General features: G+C 51.7%; 18 protein-coding genes. 10 read left to right on the forward strand and 8 right to left on the reverse strand.

Annotated features, from left to right (window positions below):
• Positions 1-132: 132 nt before the first annotated feature.
• Together DU002_RS00800 and DU002_RS00805 are read left to right on the forward strand one after the other, a co-directional pair.
• The gene (locus DU002_RS00800; protein WP_114336449.1) at positions 133-555 is read left to right on the forward strand and encodes a biotin/lipoyl-containing protein; all 423 of its coding nucleotides are present in this window, start codon (positions 133-135) and stop codon (positions 553-555) included.
• Between the two features lie 45 nt (positions 556-600).
• Positions 601-822 carry a hypothetical protein gene (locus DU002_RS00805; protein ID WP_114336450.1) on the forward strand — a complete coding sequence of 74 codons (222 nt, stop codon included), beginning with the start codon at positions 601-603 and terminating at the stop codon, positions 820-822.
• Between the two features lie 311 nt (positions 823-1,133).
• Here DU002_RS00805 and DU002_RS00810 read toward each other — a convergent pair whose 3' ends face one another.
• From DU002_RS00810 to rsxA, 8 genes are all read right to left on the reverse strand, one after another.
• Positions 1,134-1,670, reverse strand: coding sequence for a flavodoxin (locus DU002_RS00810; RefSeq protein WP_114336451.1), 537 nt, complete (start codon positions 1,668-1,670; stop codon positions 1,134-1,136).
• Positions 1,671-1,976: 306 nt separating this feature from the next.
• Entirely contained in the window at positions 1,977-2,240 is a 264-nt protein-coding gene (locus tag DU002_RS00815) for an RnfH family protein (protein WP_199405132.1), read from the reverse strand.
• A complete protein-coding gene (locus tag DU002_RS00820) occupies positions 2,240-2,923 on the reverse strand; it encodes an electron transport complex subunit E (RefSeq protein ID WP_114336453.1) in 684 nt (227 codons plus the stop codon). Before DU002_RS00820 ends, DU002_RS00815 begins: the two co-directional genes overlap by 1 nt.
• Positions 2,920-3,546, reverse strand: a complete 627-nt coding sequence (gene rsxG / locus DU002_RS00825; RefSeq protein ID WP_114336454.1) for an electron transport complex subunit RsxG — start codon at positions 3,544-3,546, stop codon at positions 2,920-2,922. The genes DU002_RS00820 and rsxG overlap by 4 nt, the downstream gene beginning before the upstream one ends.
• 8 nt (positions 3,547-3,554) lie before the next feature.
• Positions 3,555-4,556, reverse strand: a complete 1,002-nt coding sequence (locus DU002_RS00830; RefSeq protein WP_114336455.1) for an RnfABCDGE type electron transport complex subunit D — start codon at positions 4,554-4,556, stop codon at positions 3,555-3,557.
• Positions 4,556-6,064: an electron transport complex subunit RsxC gene (rsxC, locus tag DU002_RS00835; RefSeq protein WP_114336456.1), complete on the reverse strand. Its 1,509-nt coding sequence runs from the start codon at positions 6,062-6,064 to the stop codon at positions 4,556-4,558. Before rsxC ends, DU002_RS00830 begins: the two co-directional genes overlap by 1 nt.
• 9 nt (positions 6,065-6,073) lie before the next feature.
• Entirely contained in the window at positions 6,074-6,610 is a 537-nt protein-coding gene (locus DU002_RS00840; RefSeq protein WP_114336457.1) for an RnfABCDGE type electron transport complex subunit B, read from the reverse strand.
• Positions 6,611-6,632: 22 nt separating this feature from the next.
• Positions 6,633-7,217, reverse strand: coding sequence for an electron transport complex subunit RsxA (gene rsxA, locus DU002_RS00845; RefSeq protein ID WP_114336458.1), 585 nt, complete (start codon positions 7,215-7,217; stop codon positions 6,633-6,635).
• Between the two features lie 408 nt (positions 7,218-7,625).
• Between rsxA and nifL the strand changes: the two genes are divergently transcribed.
• The 8 genes from nifL to modC all read left to right on the forward strand — a co-directional run bounded on the left by nifL (position 7,626) and on the right by modC (position 15,720).
• A complete protein-coding gene (gene nifL, locus DU002_RS00850) occupies positions 7,626-9,188 on the forward strand; it encodes a nitrogen fixation negative regulator NifL (RefSeq protein ID WP_158537920.1) in 1,563 nt (520 codons plus the stop codon).
• A gap of 2 nt (positions 9,189-9,190) precedes the next feature.
• Positions 9,191-10,759: a nif-specific transcriptional activator NifA gene (gene nifA, locus DU002_RS00855; RefSeq protein WP_114336460.1), complete on the forward strand. Its 1,569-nt coding sequence runs from the start codon at positions 9,191-9,193 to the stop codon at positions 10,757-10,759.
• A gap of 174 nt (positions 10,760-10,933) precedes the next feature.
• Entirely contained in the window at positions 10,934-12,241 is a 1,308-nt protein-coding gene (gene nifB, locus DU002_RS00860; protein ID WP_158537921.1) for a nitrogenase cofactor biosynthesis protein NifB, read from the forward strand.
• Complete coding sequence (locus tag DU002_RS00865) at positions 12,241-12,522, forward strand: 4Fe-4S dicluster domain-containing protein (protein ID WP_114336462.1); 282 nt, start codon at positions 12,241-12,243, stop codon at positions 12,520-12,522. Before nifB ends, DU002_RS00865 begins: the two co-directional genes overlap by 1 nt.
• Positions 12,519-13,181: a nitrogen fixation protein NifQ gene (locus DU002_RS00870; protein WP_114336463.1), complete on the forward strand. Its 663-nt coding sequence runs from the start codon at positions 12,519-12,521 to the stop codon at positions 13,179-13,181. Before DU002_RS00865 ends, DU002_RS00870 begins: the two co-directional genes overlap by 4 nt.
• Before the next feature lie 42 nt (positions 13,182-13,223).
• Positions 13,224-13,949 (forward strand): molybdate ABC transporter substrate-binding protein, encoded by a 726-nt coding sequence (gene modA / locus DU002_RS00875; protein WP_114336464.1) that lies wholly within the window; start codon positions 13,224-13,226, stop codon positions 13,947-13,949.
• Entirely contained in the window at positions 13,946-14,632 is a 687-nt protein-coding gene (modB, locus tag DU002_RS00880; RefSeq protein WP_114336465.1) for a molybdate ABC transporter permease subunit, read from the forward strand. The genes modA and modB overlap by 4 nt, the downstream gene beginning before the upstream one ends.
• On the forward strand, positions 14,623-15,720 hold the full coding sequence (gene modC / locus DU002_RS00885) for a molybdenum ABC transporter ATP-binding protein (RefSeq protein ID WP_114336466.1): 1,098 nt from the start codon (positions 14,623-14,625) through the stop codon (positions 15,718-15,720). The genes modB and modC overlap by 10 nt, the downstream gene beginning before the upstream one ends.
• The last annotated feature ends 47 nt before the right edge of the window (positions 15,721-15,767 follow it).

A 15,767-nucleotide genomic window follows, 5' to 3' on the forward strand; every position in this document is an offset into this window, starting at 1 on the left:
TCAAATTAAGGCGGAAGAGGTGCACCTGCAAGCCAGTTTTGACGCTGATTACCTGCAGTACAAAGCGCGTGTGCGTAGATCGATTTAGCTCCTGTTTAAGAAAGTGGTTATTTAACGTTGAAGGACTAACGCATGGAAGTCATTGTTCCGGAACTCCCTGAAAGCACTACGTCCGCAAAGGTTAGTGCGTTGAATGTCCGTTGCGGAGATTCGGTTGGCTCCGATCAAATACTCGCAGAGATAGAAACCGACAAAGTTATATTGGAAATCGTCGCTCCAGCAGCTGCAGTGGTAGCAGGGATAAATGTGTCCGCGGGTGACTTTGTCGAATCTAAGCAGCTTTTATTGGTGCTTTCTGATGTGGTTGAACATGGATCCGTTGATCTGCTAGAGGCAGATTCAGTGGATGTGCGTCAGGGCATCTCAGTAAAGCTCGAGCAAGAATACCAGCAAAAGAGCGATTCAAAAGGTAACCGGCAAGGCCACGGTTTGGGTATGATGCTGTTGGGTACCATGGTTATTGGTGCCATGTTAATTATTATTGGGCTGCAATAATCTTGTGGCTAATTCTAAGTGGAAAATGAATCAATTGAGTGACGGATGTTAAGTAGAAAGTTAGTCACCGCAGGTGTCATCATTGGGGGCCTGGCCGCAGCCTTGGTCATGTTTATCGCATGGCAATACAGCCCTCAGTGTGAGTTTGATTGTGAGGGCAACGTCGATTGGCGCAACCTGTTGATGCTGGGCGGCGTGAGCTTTTTGCAGGTATTTGTGTTTGTTGTCTGTTTGGTACTTTTTATTCGGGCGATTAAACGCTTGTAACGTGCTTGTCCTCTCTTTGAGTCAATCATCAGTTTCGCTAAGCCCTTAGATTAGGTGGGATTACACGGGGTTTAGTCGATGAACTAGAGTGTCGGTTTTGCTAGATAGCGACGTGTAGTGGGGATGGGTGGTAGCGAGAACGAGCTGAACGCCATCGCCTCGATTGGCAGCGGTGCTTTGTTCCCGTATGGCGTTCAAGTTGTCAGCCATGGCATGTTGAATAGCTATTGATAGAGCGTTCTGTCCACCAAGCGGCGTCAAAAACGAGTGAAGGCCGCTATAGCGACCCTCACTCAGGGTTTAGTTGGCAACTAAACCAATTCACTTTCCAACTGTGCTAACCAGGTGGCCACACGATCAGCGGTCAGATCGCTTTGATTGTCATTATCGAGTACGAGACCGACAAAACGACCATCTTCATCAACCGCTTGTGATTCATTAAAGGTGTAGCCATCTGTCGGCCAACTACCGATGACTTCTGCACCACATTCATCGACGGCGTCGTAAAGCTCACCCAGGGCATCAACGAATTCGTCTGGGTAATTCACTTGATCGCCTAATCCATAAAGGGCGACTTTTTTTCCTTCCAGATCCAGCTCGTCGAAGTTGGGCATAAACTCTTCCCAGCTTTCTGTCTGACACTCTGACGACAATCCGGGCAGTTGCCCTTCACCTAGGGTGGGAGTGCCGAGGATCAAAACATCGTAGCTGAGCAGGGTATCTGCATCGATACGGTTAATATTGAGTGGTTTATCGGCCACCTCTGCGCCCAAACTGTTGAATATCTGCTTGGCGACTTTGCGTGTATTGCCGGTGTCGGTTCCGAAGAAAATGCCTACTTTTGCCATGGTCTGAGCTCCTTAAATACCTGCCAAAAGGCAGCAAAAACATATCTAACTATGACATTGCAATAAGGTTGCCATGCTCGTTGTGACTATAACTTATTGAATTTATTGGTAGAGTGGCTGATGTTGGTACGGCTGATGTGGCATTGTCATACGACATTGTCGGAAACAAGACAGTGGTAGTGTGGGAACAAACATTTTGCCAAGGCACGCTTTGGCAAAGTTGCTGCGCGATCTGAGATGACGACGGCAAAAAAAGGGGCGCTTTGACGCGCCCCGACGGCTCAAACTATGACGGTGTAGATTGGATTATTCGTCATCATCATCGTCTTCCGGTGGAAGCCAAGTGGTGGGGCGATATATCTCCACTCTGTCACCTTCCACCAGTCGTGTCTCTAGCGTGGCTAGCTTGCCGAAAATACCGACTTTCTGTTGGTCTAGCTGGATCTCGGGAAACAGCTCCTGCAGGCCAGAGCGGTTAATCGCGCTGATCACGGTCGCATATTCAGGCAGATCTAGATCCATCCACACCTGTTGTTCAGGCAGAGCGTAAGCGATACTGATACGCATCATTAACCTCCTTCTACGGCAGTGACGAGTTTATTCTTGGCTGCTTTTCTCGCCGCGATATGTTGTTCGAGTAAACGTTTCGCGGACAACATGCCACCTAAGATCAAGAAGCCGCCGGGGGGCAGGATCAGCAGCAGGATGCCACGATAATCGGGGATAATTACCATCTCTAGAAACGCAAAATGTTTTCCAAGCAGCAAACTGGCGTTGGCAAACAAGGTGCCGGCGCCAAATAGCTCTCGAATGCCACCCATCAATACCAGTACCCAGGTAAACCCCAGTCCCATCGCCAGCCCGTCAGCTGCCGCGGGTAGTATGGCATTACGACTGGCAAACGACTCGACGCGGCCAAGAATGGCGCAGTTGGTAACGATTAATGGAATAAACAGCCCTAACACTTTATGTAATGGGTGAAGCCAGGCATTGAGCAGTAGATCTGTAATGGTAACCAGCGTTGCGATCATCAGAATATTGACCGGAATACGCACCGCACGGCTGATCAAGGGGTTAAACAGTGAGGCCAGTACGTTGGCTGCAACCATCACCACCAGTGAGGCCAAGCCTAGCCCCAAACCATTGGTTGCACTGGTTGTCACCGCCAGCAAAGGACACAAAGCCAAACTTTGTCCCAAAACCACATTATTGTTCCAGAAGCCGTCGGCAAAGATTTTACGGTAATCACTCATGGCGTTTCCTCCGTTGGGGAGAGATCTTGCTTGAGGGGGAGATCTTTAAGTGCGCGATGAACGCCGTTAACGATCGCTCTTGGGGTTATGGTGGCTCCACTGAATTGGTCGAATTCGCCGCCGTCTTTGCGAACGGCCCATTGCTCGTCACCTGTATTGCCAAGTGAATGGCCGTCAAAAGCGAGTATCCAGTCACTTTTGGCCAGTTCGATTTTGTCCCCTAGGCCAGGCGTTTCAGCATGGGACAGCACTCTTACGCCAAGGATCTCGCCCTGAGGATCGGTACCGATCAGCAGTGAGATGGCACCGGCATACCCCATCGATTCTGTTTTTAGTACATAGCCTGTGACTTGGCCTTGTGCATTCATTGCGGTGAACATGGCGTAGTCGTGGCCTTCGGTACTGAAATGCTGTTCTGATTTAAGGATGTCGTTTTGATATCTTTCTAAAGGCATTACTTGCGCCAACCCTGCTAACTGATCTTCCTCTGCGCGCATGGCGATTGCCGGCGCGGTCAGCAGGTTTGTCAGCAGCAGGCATAGTGTGGCCGTGCCCGTAGCACCGGCGAGCAGTGCCGTTTGATAGCTGAGTGTGTCACGCATTTTTTCGATACAAGGCAACATAGGTCCTCCTAGACACTCAAGCGGCTGCGGGTACCAAAGATCTTCGGCCGCAGGTAGTGGTCGATGATTGGTGTGGTGGCATTCATGATAAGTACGGCAAAGGCGACGCCTTCCGGGTAACTACCAAAGCAGCGGATTAACCAGATCAACAGGCCGCAACCTATGCCAAATACCCATTGCCCTTTAGGACTAGCGGGAGAAGTGACCATGTCGGTGGCGATAAAGAAGGCCGCCAGCATGGCGCCTCCAGAGCAAATATGGGTGAGGGCAGACGCATATTCGCTGGGGTTAACCAGATGGGCGATAGCGGCGGGAACTGCCAGACCAAGTATTAACGCTGTAGGCAGAGGCCAACTGATGACACGGCGCCATAACAAAAATAGCCCACCGCAAGCCAATAATACTGCGCTGGTTTCTCCCAAACTACCGGCATGATTACCTAGCAGCAGTGCCTTCGCTGAAACCCCAATGTTGCTGTGTGCAGCCAAGGGGGTGGCGGCGCTGACACCATCAATACCGTTACCAAGCCAGCTGTCGGTGAACGCCAGTCCTTCAGGAGTCATCAGTGGAGCCGCTGTTTGATTCCATGACGTGAGTTCGACAGGGAAACAGATCAGTAGCATTACCCGCGCCAGCATTGCAGGGTTGAACAGGTTTTGCCCCAGTCCACCGTAGATCTGCTTGCCTACCATAATGGCGAACAGAGAGCCGCTGAGCGCGACCCACCAAGGTGTTGATGGCGGCAAGCTCATCGCTAGCAGCCATCCAGTGAGCATGGCTGAGCCGTCGACGGCACTGTGCCAAGGTTTGTTTTGTGGAAGCAGGCACACTGCTTCACAGATCACTGCGCTAACGCAGCAAACTAACCACACCTGAAATGCTGGCAAACCGAACAGATAGAATCCGTAAAGCGTAGCGGGCGTGAGCGCGAACAGCACCAGAAACATCAGCTTGGTGGTGCTTTGGTTGCTGTGACTATGGGGACCGGAAACCGCTGCAAATTGCACCATTATGATTCTCCTGTGGTTTTACTGGCTCTGGGGGCACGTTTGCGCCGTGGAGATTTGGCTGCTTTTGCTGCCTTCGCTGCTTTTTTCTCTGCCGCCTCTTTCGCTAGCCGCAGTTGGCGCGCCTCGGTTAATTGCCGTGCTTGGCCAGATTTGTTGGTCATGGCGCGTTGCGCATTGAGTGCACCGCGGGCGTGTTGGAAATACTGCACCAATGGGATATTCGATGGGCAAACATAGCTACACGCTCCGCAGAGCAGGCAGTGATCTAAGCCAAACTCCTTGGCCCCCTCAAAGTCTGATACGCGGCTATGGGCGGACATCTGAAATGGCATTAGCCCCATCGGGCAGGCATTGACGCAGCGGCCACAGCGCACACACTCGTGGCTTTGCTTAGGGCGGACTTCCTCTTCGGATAGCGCCAGTAAGCCGCCAATGCTTTTATCGATAGGAACAAATGGCGATGGCAGCGCTTGCCCCATCATTGGCCCCCCGGCAACCAGACGTGCGGCTTCCATTTTTAAGCCACCACAAGCAGCTAATACTTGTGATACCAATGCGCCAATTGGCACAACAATATTGGCTGGCTGTTCGACGGCTCCTCCTGAAACAGTGATCACCCGTTCAATGAGTGGTCGTTGATAGCGCACGGCGTGGAATACGGCTCGCGCGGTGGCGACGTTATGCACCAGCACACCGATGCTGGTACTGAGCTGTCCGGCGGGTACTGCTTTGCCTGTGACCGCTTTTATCAGATGGCGTTCTGAACCCATGGGGTAGAGGCTAGGTACTGACTTAATGCTGACCTGTTCTGCTTCGCTACAGGCGCTGGTGAGCGCCGCTAATGCCGCGGGTTTATTGTCCTCAATGGCGATGATGGCCTGCTTGCAGCCAATGGCTTTCACCATCAGCTCTACGCCGGTAACAATTTCAGGCGCGTATTCGCGCATTAGACGATCATCACAGGTTAGATAGGGCTCGCATTCACCGCCGTTAATGACTAGCGTGTGAACCCCATTCTGTGCTGCGAGGCGGAGCTTGATACCGGTCGGGAACCCTGCGCCACCGAGCCCAACCACACCGGCCGCTAGCACCCGTCGAATAATGGTTTCAGGTGATAGTTCAAATGGATTGCATGGCTCATGGGGGATCCCCCAGCGCGGATCGTCATTGGCATCAATCACCAAGGTTGCGCCTTTCAGCCCCGAGGGGTGGGCGGTGACATGGGGTTTAATTTCCCGTACTACGCCATTGACTGGGGAGTGCAGGGGAACACTCATATCACTGGCACCCTTGGCTACTAACTGGCCTTTGTAAACGGTTTCCCCTTCATTGACGATGGTATGCAGCATGGAGCCATTGCGCTGTTGTAGCCCGAGAAACACCTGCTTTGGGTGGGGCATCGTGGTAATCGATGAGTGCTGCGACAGCTCTTTATAGCCAGTGGGATGAATACCACCACTAAAGGGTTTGCGACTCAGGGAAAAACCTAGCTTATCGAATGAGAACATGGGCCACTCCTAGGCAACGTTGGGTTTCGGCCATTGCCATGTGTGGATGGCGGGGGTCACTGGTTGCATGGTTAAGCAATCCTGTGGACAGGCTTTTTCGCACAGGCGACAACCGGTGCAGACCTGGCTAATGACGGTGTGCATCTGTTTGCTAGCGCCGACGATGGCGTCAAAGGGACAGGCTTTGAAACAACGGGTACAGCCAGAGCACTGACTTTCATCTATGTAGGCTACCCACTGGGTGTCATCGCCTTTTGCGGTGAGGTCTACGCCTAGTAGTTTGGCAATACTGGCCGCCAGGCTATTGCCTCCGGGGGGGCAGCAGTCAGGTCCTAGCGCACCAGCGACCATGGCCTCTGCGGCCTGACGACATCCAGGCTCGCCGCACTGGCCGCATTGACCTCCAGGTAATAACGCTTCGAGGTCATCTACACGGGAATCACTTTCTACTTTAAATGCCCGTGATGCCCAACCCAACAGAGCACCCAGCAGGGCGCCAAGGGCAATGAAACAGCTAACAGATATGATCAATGTAAAAAGGCTCATGGTTAACTCCTTTAAGCTGTTGTTAGCTTGCCTTTACCATGCCGGCGAAGCCCATAAAGGCCATCGACAGCAGACCTGCAGTAATAAAAGCGATAGGTGCCCCTTCGAATACTGCGGGTACTTTCGCTAATTTCAGTCGCTGCCTGAGTCCAGCAAACAGCACAATCACCAGAGTGAAACCGAGGGCAGAGCCAAGCCCATAGACCAGAGTTTCGGTAAACGACATCTGCTCCTGAACGACTAGTAGTGCCACGCCAAGTACGGCGCAGTTGGTGGTAATTAGGGGAAGGAAGATCCCTAGGGACTGGTAAAGCGCGGGACTCATCTTCTGTATATACAACTCGGTGAACTGCACCACTGCTGCGATCACCAGAATAAATGCCAGGATCCGCATCACGCCTAAATCGAGGGGCTGCAACAGGGTGCGTTCAATCACCCAGGCTGATATTGCAGCGAGGCAGAGAACAAACGTGGTGGCCAATCCCATCCCTAGCGCGCTGTCGATTTTGTTGGATACCCCCATAAAAGGGCAGAGGCCGAGAAACTTAGCTAGCACCACATTGTTGACCAGTGCTGTACCGACCAGCAGTAGGAAATAGTCGCTCATAGCAGGGCTCCTGTTTAGATGAAGAAAACACAGAGATACCCAAAACCGGATTAGGGGGAACGTTGGGTACCACCTACTGCGTTCGTTGAAACCAATCGCTTGGCCTACTGACAGCTCCTTATCCCCTCTGCATGGGCTGTGCCATTGCAGAGGCGTGCATCATCAAAGTGCGTTTTTCCCTTTGCTGGTGCGGTGTTAACTGGGGATATGAATAGAACGGCCCATCGATAGGCGTACTAAATGCGACAAACCTTAAGGTTAATTTGTGTGGGTTTGTCACAAATCAAACAAAGGCTTTTTTAGCTAAGCCCTTGCATACCTTGGCACCGAGATGGGAACGGTGATTGCAGTTAGGGATAACCATGAGCGATGTCGGTGACCTCGCACTTATGTGTGGTGGAGGAAAGGATGAGTAAACAGCAAGAAAGTGCGGTGATAGATATGACTCCGTTTTTTAATGGCGAAGTGGGCAGCGAAACAGCCGTAAGCCAATTCATTCAAACCGTAGAACAGGCGCCGATGGCGATTTCCATCACCGATACGGATGCCAATATTCTTTACGTAAATCCCTGGTTTTGTCAGACCACTGGCTATGGATTGCAGGAGGTCAAAGGGTTAAACCATTCCATTCTCAGTTACCGCACAACCCCAGCAGAGGTTTATCAAGGGTTGTGGAATCAATTAAAGAAAGGGCGCAGCTGGCAGGGACGGTTAATTAATCGGCGCAAAAATGGTGAACGCTATTTGGCCGATGTGATCGTAACGCCCTTGACCGATGGTGAAGGTGAAACTACCCACTTTCTGGGGATCCACCGGGATGTCACCGAAACCCACGAATTGACCACCAAGCTGATCAATCAAAAAACCTTGGTTGAGGCTGTGCTCAATGCCGCGCCAGTGGCCATTGCCCTACTTGATGAAAACCAACAGGTTGTGCTCGATAACTTAAGTTACAAAGCGTTGGCAGCCGATTTTCAACAAGAGCCGGCGAAACAGATCATCGCCAAATTGAAAGAGGAACTGGGTGAAAATGCCACCGAGCAGCTGCGTACAAGGCGCTTTGTTGAAGGACACAGCCTGAGCCTGGAGTTAAAGCAGTCACGGGGCGAGCGCTGGTTCTACTGCAAGTTGTCGGGGTTCTCTGCGGCAGACAGTGGCGTGGATGATTACTTTGCGCCCACCGCCAGCGATTATCTGGTGTTGACCATCAGCGAACACACCAAAGAGAAGCGGCATCAGGAGCAGCAACGGGTGTCAGAACTGCAGAGGATGACGGCTGAGTCGGAAATGATGCATGTAATGCAGGAGACGTTACACGCTGCTATCCACCAGATGCAGGGGCCGATCAATATGATTGAGGCGGCAGTCACCGTGCTTACTGGCCGTTCCGGTAAATGTCCGGGGTTAGAAGCGATGGAGATGGCGCTCAAATCTGGCGCGGATGCCGTTGACCAGCTGCGTGATGCATTGCCGGATAGACCACAAGAGGCGCAGCAGCCGGTAAATATTAATCAGCTGGTACATGATGTGGCGGCGTTGAGTACCCAGCGACTGTTAAAAACTTCGATTCCGATGCAGCTCAAGTTGACCGCTACGCTGCCTTCAATTAATGGCCAACCGAGCCGGTTACGTGTGGCGATTAAGCAGCTGCTGGACAATGCCATCGACGCTATCGAGTTTGGTAAGCCGCAAAGCCGGGAGATCGAAATCCAAACCTATATGGACGATGAGTCCGTGGTGGTGCTGATTGATGATAGTGGTCCGGGTGTGCCACAAGCCAACAAAATCAAAGCGTTTCAACCCTTTTATAGTACCAAACCTGTTGCTTCAAACGGCGCCCGTGGCGTGGGTTTGAGCATAGTACAACAGGTGATGAATGAGCATTGTGGCTCCACGTTACTGCAGCGCAGTCCTTTAGGGGGCTGCCGAGCCGTTATCAGTTTACCGCGACGTGAAAGAGACAGGAGTTAGCCATGGATACGCTATTAACTCGACCGGAAAAAATTGCGGAAAAGCATCTTTCTGCGCTGTACAAAGTTAGCAGCCTATTAGGCAATAGCCTCGACTATACGCAGACGGTAAGTCAGGTATTGCAGGTGCTTCACGATGACGCGCTGTTAAGCCATGGCATGTTGGCGTTACTGGACAGCGAAAGGGAAATGCTGGTGATCGACGCTTTGCATTCACCGGAACAAGACGCCAATCAACAGACTGGCACAGTGCGATATCGCGCTGGTGAAGGGATCATTGGTAGTGTCGTGAGTCAGGGGCAACCGATTGTGCTGGCCAGGGTATCTGATGATCTGCGATTTGCCGATAAGCTAGCACTGTATGCGCTTGATAAACCGTTTATTGCTGTGCCGTTGAAGCAGCGTGACGGCACGGTACATGGGGTATTAGCCGCGCAGCCAGAACTCGCCAGTACCGAATTGTTGGAGCATTTCACACGACTGGTAGAGATGATCGCCACGCTGATCGGTAAAAATGTGCTATTGGCAAAAAATGTCGCCGAGCAGAATGACAACCTGGTCGCTGAGCGTGATCGTTTGCGGCGCAAAGTGCGCGGCAATTACAGCTTCGACAATATGGTTGGCCATACCCGTTCAATGCGCAAGATATTTGAGCAGGTGCGCCTGGTATCGAAATGGGACAGTACCGTATTGGTGCGGGGTGAGTCAGGCACAGGTAAGGAGTTGATCGCTAATGCCATTCATTATAACTCGCCACGAGCAAACGGGCCTTTCGTTAAGTTGAACTGCGCTGCACTGCCAGACAACCTGTTGGAATCGGAACTGTTTGGTCATGAGAAGGGGGCGTTTACCGGGGCGGTAAAGCAGCGTAAAGGTCGATTTGAGATGGCCGATGGCGGCACCCTGTTTCTTGATGAAGTGGGGGAGATATCAGCAGCGTTTCAGGCCAAGCTTTTGCGGATCCTGCAGGAGGGAGAGTTTGAACGGGTTGGCGGTACGCAAACGTTAAAGGTTGATGTGCGTATTGTTGCGGCAACTAACCGTAATCTTGAAGATGAGGTGCGTGCCGAACGATTCCGGGAAGATCTTTATTATCGACTCAACGTGATGCCTATCTACCCGCCACCGCTACGGGAGCGTATTGAAGATCTGCCGGAGTTGACCAAGTTTCTTATTGAAAAACTGTCCAAGGTACAAAACCGTGAGCTGTCGGTGACCGATGGCGCGATCCGTACCATGATGGGATATCACTGGCCAGGTAATGTCCGTGAGCTGGAAAATATGCTGGAACGGGCGTCCATCATGAGTGAAGAGGGCAGTATCGATCAGGATTTGATCATGCTTGGCGGCGTTGATGCGCCGATGAAACTCTCTTCTTCTGCGCCTAACTTGACTGCCACTTTAGCTAAAACGGACCTGGAAGATCCTGAAATAGATGAACGTGAGCGGGTGGTTGCTGCATTGGAGCAGGCGGGTTGGGTGCAAGCGAAAGCCGCGCGCTTGCTGGATATGACTCCAAGACAGATCGCTTACCGAATACAAACGATGAATATCAGAATGCGACAACTCTAATGTCAGGTACCTCACAAATGTGATGTTTGTGAGGTACATCACTCTCGAGTCATTTCTTAACTTATTGAAAAATAACTATTAACGTGTTGGCGGGTCCTTTGCATTAGCTTATGTAAGTGAATTGACTGAAACGGATGGGTGACCTAGTCACCAGGATGTATGTGGAGGACTCAGATGGGCGAGCTGCTAGCAACTCAACAAGCGAAGATTGAAACGCACCCTTGTTATTCAAAACAGGCACACCAGTACGCGCGTATTCACCTCCCGGTAGCGCCCGCCTGTAACATTCAATGTAATTACTGTAATCGTAAGTTTGATTGCAGTAATGAGTCTCGTCCGGGCGTTGTCTCAAAACTGATGTCACCAGCGGAAGCGGTGGCTCGCTATCAAAAAGTGAAGATGCGGATCCCAGAAACCCGTGTCGTTGGGATCGCTGGGCCTGGTGATCCGTTGGCTAATCCAAAGTCGACCATAGCTACCTTGAAAGCGGTGGCAGCGCTAAAACATGAGCTGCACCTGTGTGTCTCAACCAATGGCTTAAATCTGCTTGATCACGTTGATGACCTAAAGGCGGTGGGTGTAGACCACCTAACCATCACTATTAACTGTATCGACGCTGATATAGGCAGCAAGATCTATCCCTGGGTCTATTTTAACCATAAACGTTTACGTGGTCGTGTTGCGGCACAAACGCTGATTGACCGTCAGCTGGCTGGTTTAAAGGCGGCGGCGGACCTCGGCATGTTGGTGAAGATCAACACCGTACTGATCCCGGGGATCAATGATCATCACGTTGCGGCAGTCGCGCAAGAGGTGAAACGACTAGGCGCTATGTTGCATAACGTTATGCCGCTGATCGCAGAAGCGGAACACGGTACTTACTTTGGTTTAATGGGGCAGCGAAGCCCGACTGAATCTGAGATTGCCGCGGCTCGTGAAGCGGCGGGGCAGTCGATGGAGCAGATGAGCCATTGTCAGCAGTGCCGCGCTGATGCCGTAGGTAAGCTGGGGCAAGATTGTCATGCGGACCTTGATGATGACGGGTCTAGCGCGTGTGGCACTAGCGCTTTGCCGGCGGCAGAGCGATATATTGCCGTGGCCAGCCAGAGCGGCGTGCTGATTGATCAGCATTTCGGCCATGCTACGCATTTTCAAGTCTATCAACTGACTCAGGCGGGCATCGTCAGGCAGCCAGATCGCGATGTCGATCAATACTGTTTGGGTAGCACCGAGTGTGATGATGAATCCCTTAACCAACAGCAGCGTATGTCCACTTTGATCAGTAGCCTTGAGGGGTGTGATCAGGTGTTGTGCTCCCGTATTGGAATGGGGCCTTGGCAATCTTTAGAGCAGCATGGTGTCACCCCATCTACCGATTATGCAATGCAGGCTATTGATGAGGTGTTGGCAATTGAATGGCAACGGTTCTGTGAAAATTCAACACAGGGGACGGTGAGCAGTGAGATTGGGGAGGTGTGCTAATGGCTTTCGAAATCACTGCAAGTTGTATCGGCTGCAATGCGTGTAAGCTGGTTTGCCCACAAAAAGCGATAACGGTAGGGCCTAAGCAGTACTCAATTTTACCGCATCGTTGTAATGAATGTGTCGGGCACCACGCTGATCCGCAATGCGCCAGTATCTGTCCGGTTGAAACGGCCATCGTTAATGCTGAGGGACGAGCGCTGAATCCGCCCGGTAGCCTAACTGGGTTGCCTGATGAACGTAAAGTCGTCGCCTTGTCAAAAAGGAGAGCGCGCTTATGACCGCCAATACGATAGCTTTCTCATTCTCTTGGGGTAGCCTGCTTTCCCAACACCACCAAGCGCAGGTAAAAGACGATAAGAATTGGGCGTGGGCACAAGCTAATGCCTGGTCGCAAGCGAACCGCGATTTTATCAATCAAATTATTAAGGCGCAGCTAACGGGAAAGAGTGGCCTACCGTATGGCTTAGGTATGGCGATGGCTGCTTATCGGGACGTATTAAGAACCCAAGTCGATAAGCGCCTATTGGCGTTAGACCAAAGGTGGCGAGAAAACGAATGGCCTATGCTGCGGGCGCGGTCTGAGCTGCTTAATTCGTTGCACAATTCGCGCCTAGAAGAGCGGAATCAGTTGGCTCAATTACTGCTGGCACATGCCGATGAAGCGATCCCTGGTGCGGAGGTGATCGCCTTGGTTGTGGCTAGCGCTTGTCTTGATAAGGCGCATCTATGGCGAGCATTAGGAATGACTAGCCGAGAACAGCTACGTTATCTGCTAGAGCATAACTTCCCGCAATTGGCAGCAAATAACACCGAAGATATGCGTTGGAAGAAGTACTTCTACCGTTGTCTATGCCAGGGGGAAGGAGATTATGTGTGTCGCGCGCCTAGCTGTGGCGAATGTCAAAGTTATAACGAGTGCTTCGGACCCGAATTGTAATGGCGTAATTTTTCTCTGTGTTGGTTATTTCAGGGGGCGTAGATGCGCATATTGTTGATATTTTTGTGGTTAATTAATGGCTCCGTTGTTGCTGAAACCATCGTTATTCGGGTAGCCGTGGCTGCCAACTTTAATGCCACCTTGCAGCAAGTTGTGGCTAATTATGAAACTGAAACCGGAACTAAGATAGAGATCAGTGTTGCCTCCAGTGGTGTGCTCTATCAACAGATCGTCCACGGTGCACCTTTCGACCTCTTTTTGTCTGCCGATACTGTACGACCTGCCGCTTTATATGAGCAGCAACTTGCCTTGGGCAAGCCATTCACCTACGTACGTGGCGCTTTGGCGTTCTGGTGCCCAACGTGCGAAAAACTGAGCTTGGATACCGTTGCCAGTTGGCGCGCGCGGGTGGCAATGGCAAACCCCAATACAGCCCCTTATGGTGCTGCAGCTGCAGAAGTTGTGCGACATCTGCACTGGTCGTCAACGATACCTCCCGCCGTTGGCAATAGTGTCTCTCAAGCCTATCAATTTATCGCAACAGGTAATGTCGCCGGCGGTTTCGTTGCTTATTCACAGGTGATTGATCAGCCGAGTCAGGCGATAAAGCTACCGGTTGAGTGGTACACGCCAATTGTGCAACAAGGGGTGGTATTAAAGCGCAGTCAATATCCTGAGCAGACCAATGCATTTGTTAATTATCTACTAAGTCAGGGGCAGCGAGAGGTGCTAAAAATGGGCTATTTGGCTACGGACGTTGTGCTATGAGCGCGGCGGACTGGCAAGCGGTCATATTAACCCTGAAGCTGGCATTACTGACGACGGTGACCTTGATGCTAATCGGCCCTATGTTGGCCTGGTGGCTGGCGCGCAAACGTTCATTTATCGCCAGTTGTGTTGAGGCGGTAGTGGCCCTGCCACTGGTGTTGCCGCCGACCGTATTAGGTTTCTATCTGTTATGGGCGTTTTCGCCGGTTAACGGTTTCGGTGCGCTGTGGTTGCAGTGGTTTGGCAGCCCGTTGGTGTTCAGCTTTACCGGATTGTGGTTCGCTTCCATCATCTATTCATTGCCGTTTGTTGTGCAGCCGCTGCAGGCGGCTTTTAGCAATTTAGGTAAGGACTATTTAGAAGCGGCGGCCACCATGGGGATGGGTGGGACAGAGCGATTTTTTCGTATTGTTGTACCCTTGACTCTGCCCAGTTTTGTGATTGCGGCCGTGCTGGGTTTTGCCCATACCGTGGGTGAGTTTGGTGTGGTGTTGATGATTGGCGGCAATATTGCGGGTGAAACCCGCGTGTTATCGATCGCGCTGTTCGATCATGTCGAGATGTTGGATTTTAATGCCGCTCATCGTTTGGCTGGGCTATTGCTGATATTTAGTATCGCCGTATTGGTACTGGTTTATGGCTTGATGAAACGGCGTCAGCAGAGGTTATTACCATGCAGTTGAATATGGCGGTAAGTCTGCAACGTGGTGACTGGCATAGTGCTTATCACCTTAATACTGAACTGTCGGGTATTACTGGGCTGGTGGGCGCGTCAGGGGCAGGGAAAACGACCTTACTGCGGCTGCTTGCTGGATTAGAGTCAACAGCGAAAGGCTGCATCTCCCTCGCTGATAGGGTGTTGCTTAGTGCCGAAGAGCAGTTAGCGAGTGAACAGCGTCACATCGGCTTTGTGTTTCAGGACAGTCGTCTGTTTCCTCATCTAACGGTCGGCGGTAATCTGCAGCTGGCAGCTAAACGGGGTTGCCTAACCCCAGAGCAAGAGTTTGATCTGCTTGGTGAGTTGGGAATACTGAATTGGACAGACAAATACCCACGACAACTTTCAGGAGGGCAGCAGCAGCGGGTTGCTCTTGCCCGTGGCCTGTTGCAAACACCTAAGTTACTGTTACTCGATGAACCTATGTCTGCGCTCGATGTGGCAACCCGTCGTCAGCTATTACCTTTACTTCGCCGCATCGCCTGTGAGTGGTCTTTGCCGATGCTGTATGTCAGCCATTCCACTGAAGAGATCTGCGCCGCTTGTGATCAAGTGGTGATGATCGACCACGGCAAGGTGGTAGCGAAAGGGGATCCACTCGTTCTGTTTTCTACGCCAGAATATAGTCGTTACCTTGATAAGCAGCATCAAGGGGCAGTGCTATTTGCCACGGCAAAATCCTACGATCCTCACGATCAACTGATGCGATTGCGTTTACATGATGATGGACCTGCCGCGTATTGGCTGACGGCTCCGCTGCCTGAGGAGGTATTGGGTGAGACGGTCACTCTCCGTATTCCCGCCAATGAAGTTGTGTTGGCATTGCGGCCACTAGCGCAATCGAGTATTCAGAACTGTGTGCCGGTGACCGTGCTGGAGATCTCGGAGCAGGGGGGAGCAGAAGCACTCGTGAAGGTTTGCCTTGGGGCGACACCGTCGGCGCAGTCATTGCTTATCTCGTTGTCCAGACGCGCATTGCGCCAACTAAAGCTGGTGGCGGGGCTCTCTCTATACGCCCATATCAAAGCGGTTAACCTGATTAAGATTGATTAACGCGGTTTTACCATTCCATTTCGATAGCCGCACTGATTAGACCTCTG

This window comes from Corallincola holothuriorum (genome assembly GCF_003336225.1).
Classification (GTDB): domain Bacteria; phylum Pseudomonadota; class Gammaproteobacteria; order Enterobacterales; family Neiellaceae; genus Corallincola; species Corallincola holothuriorum.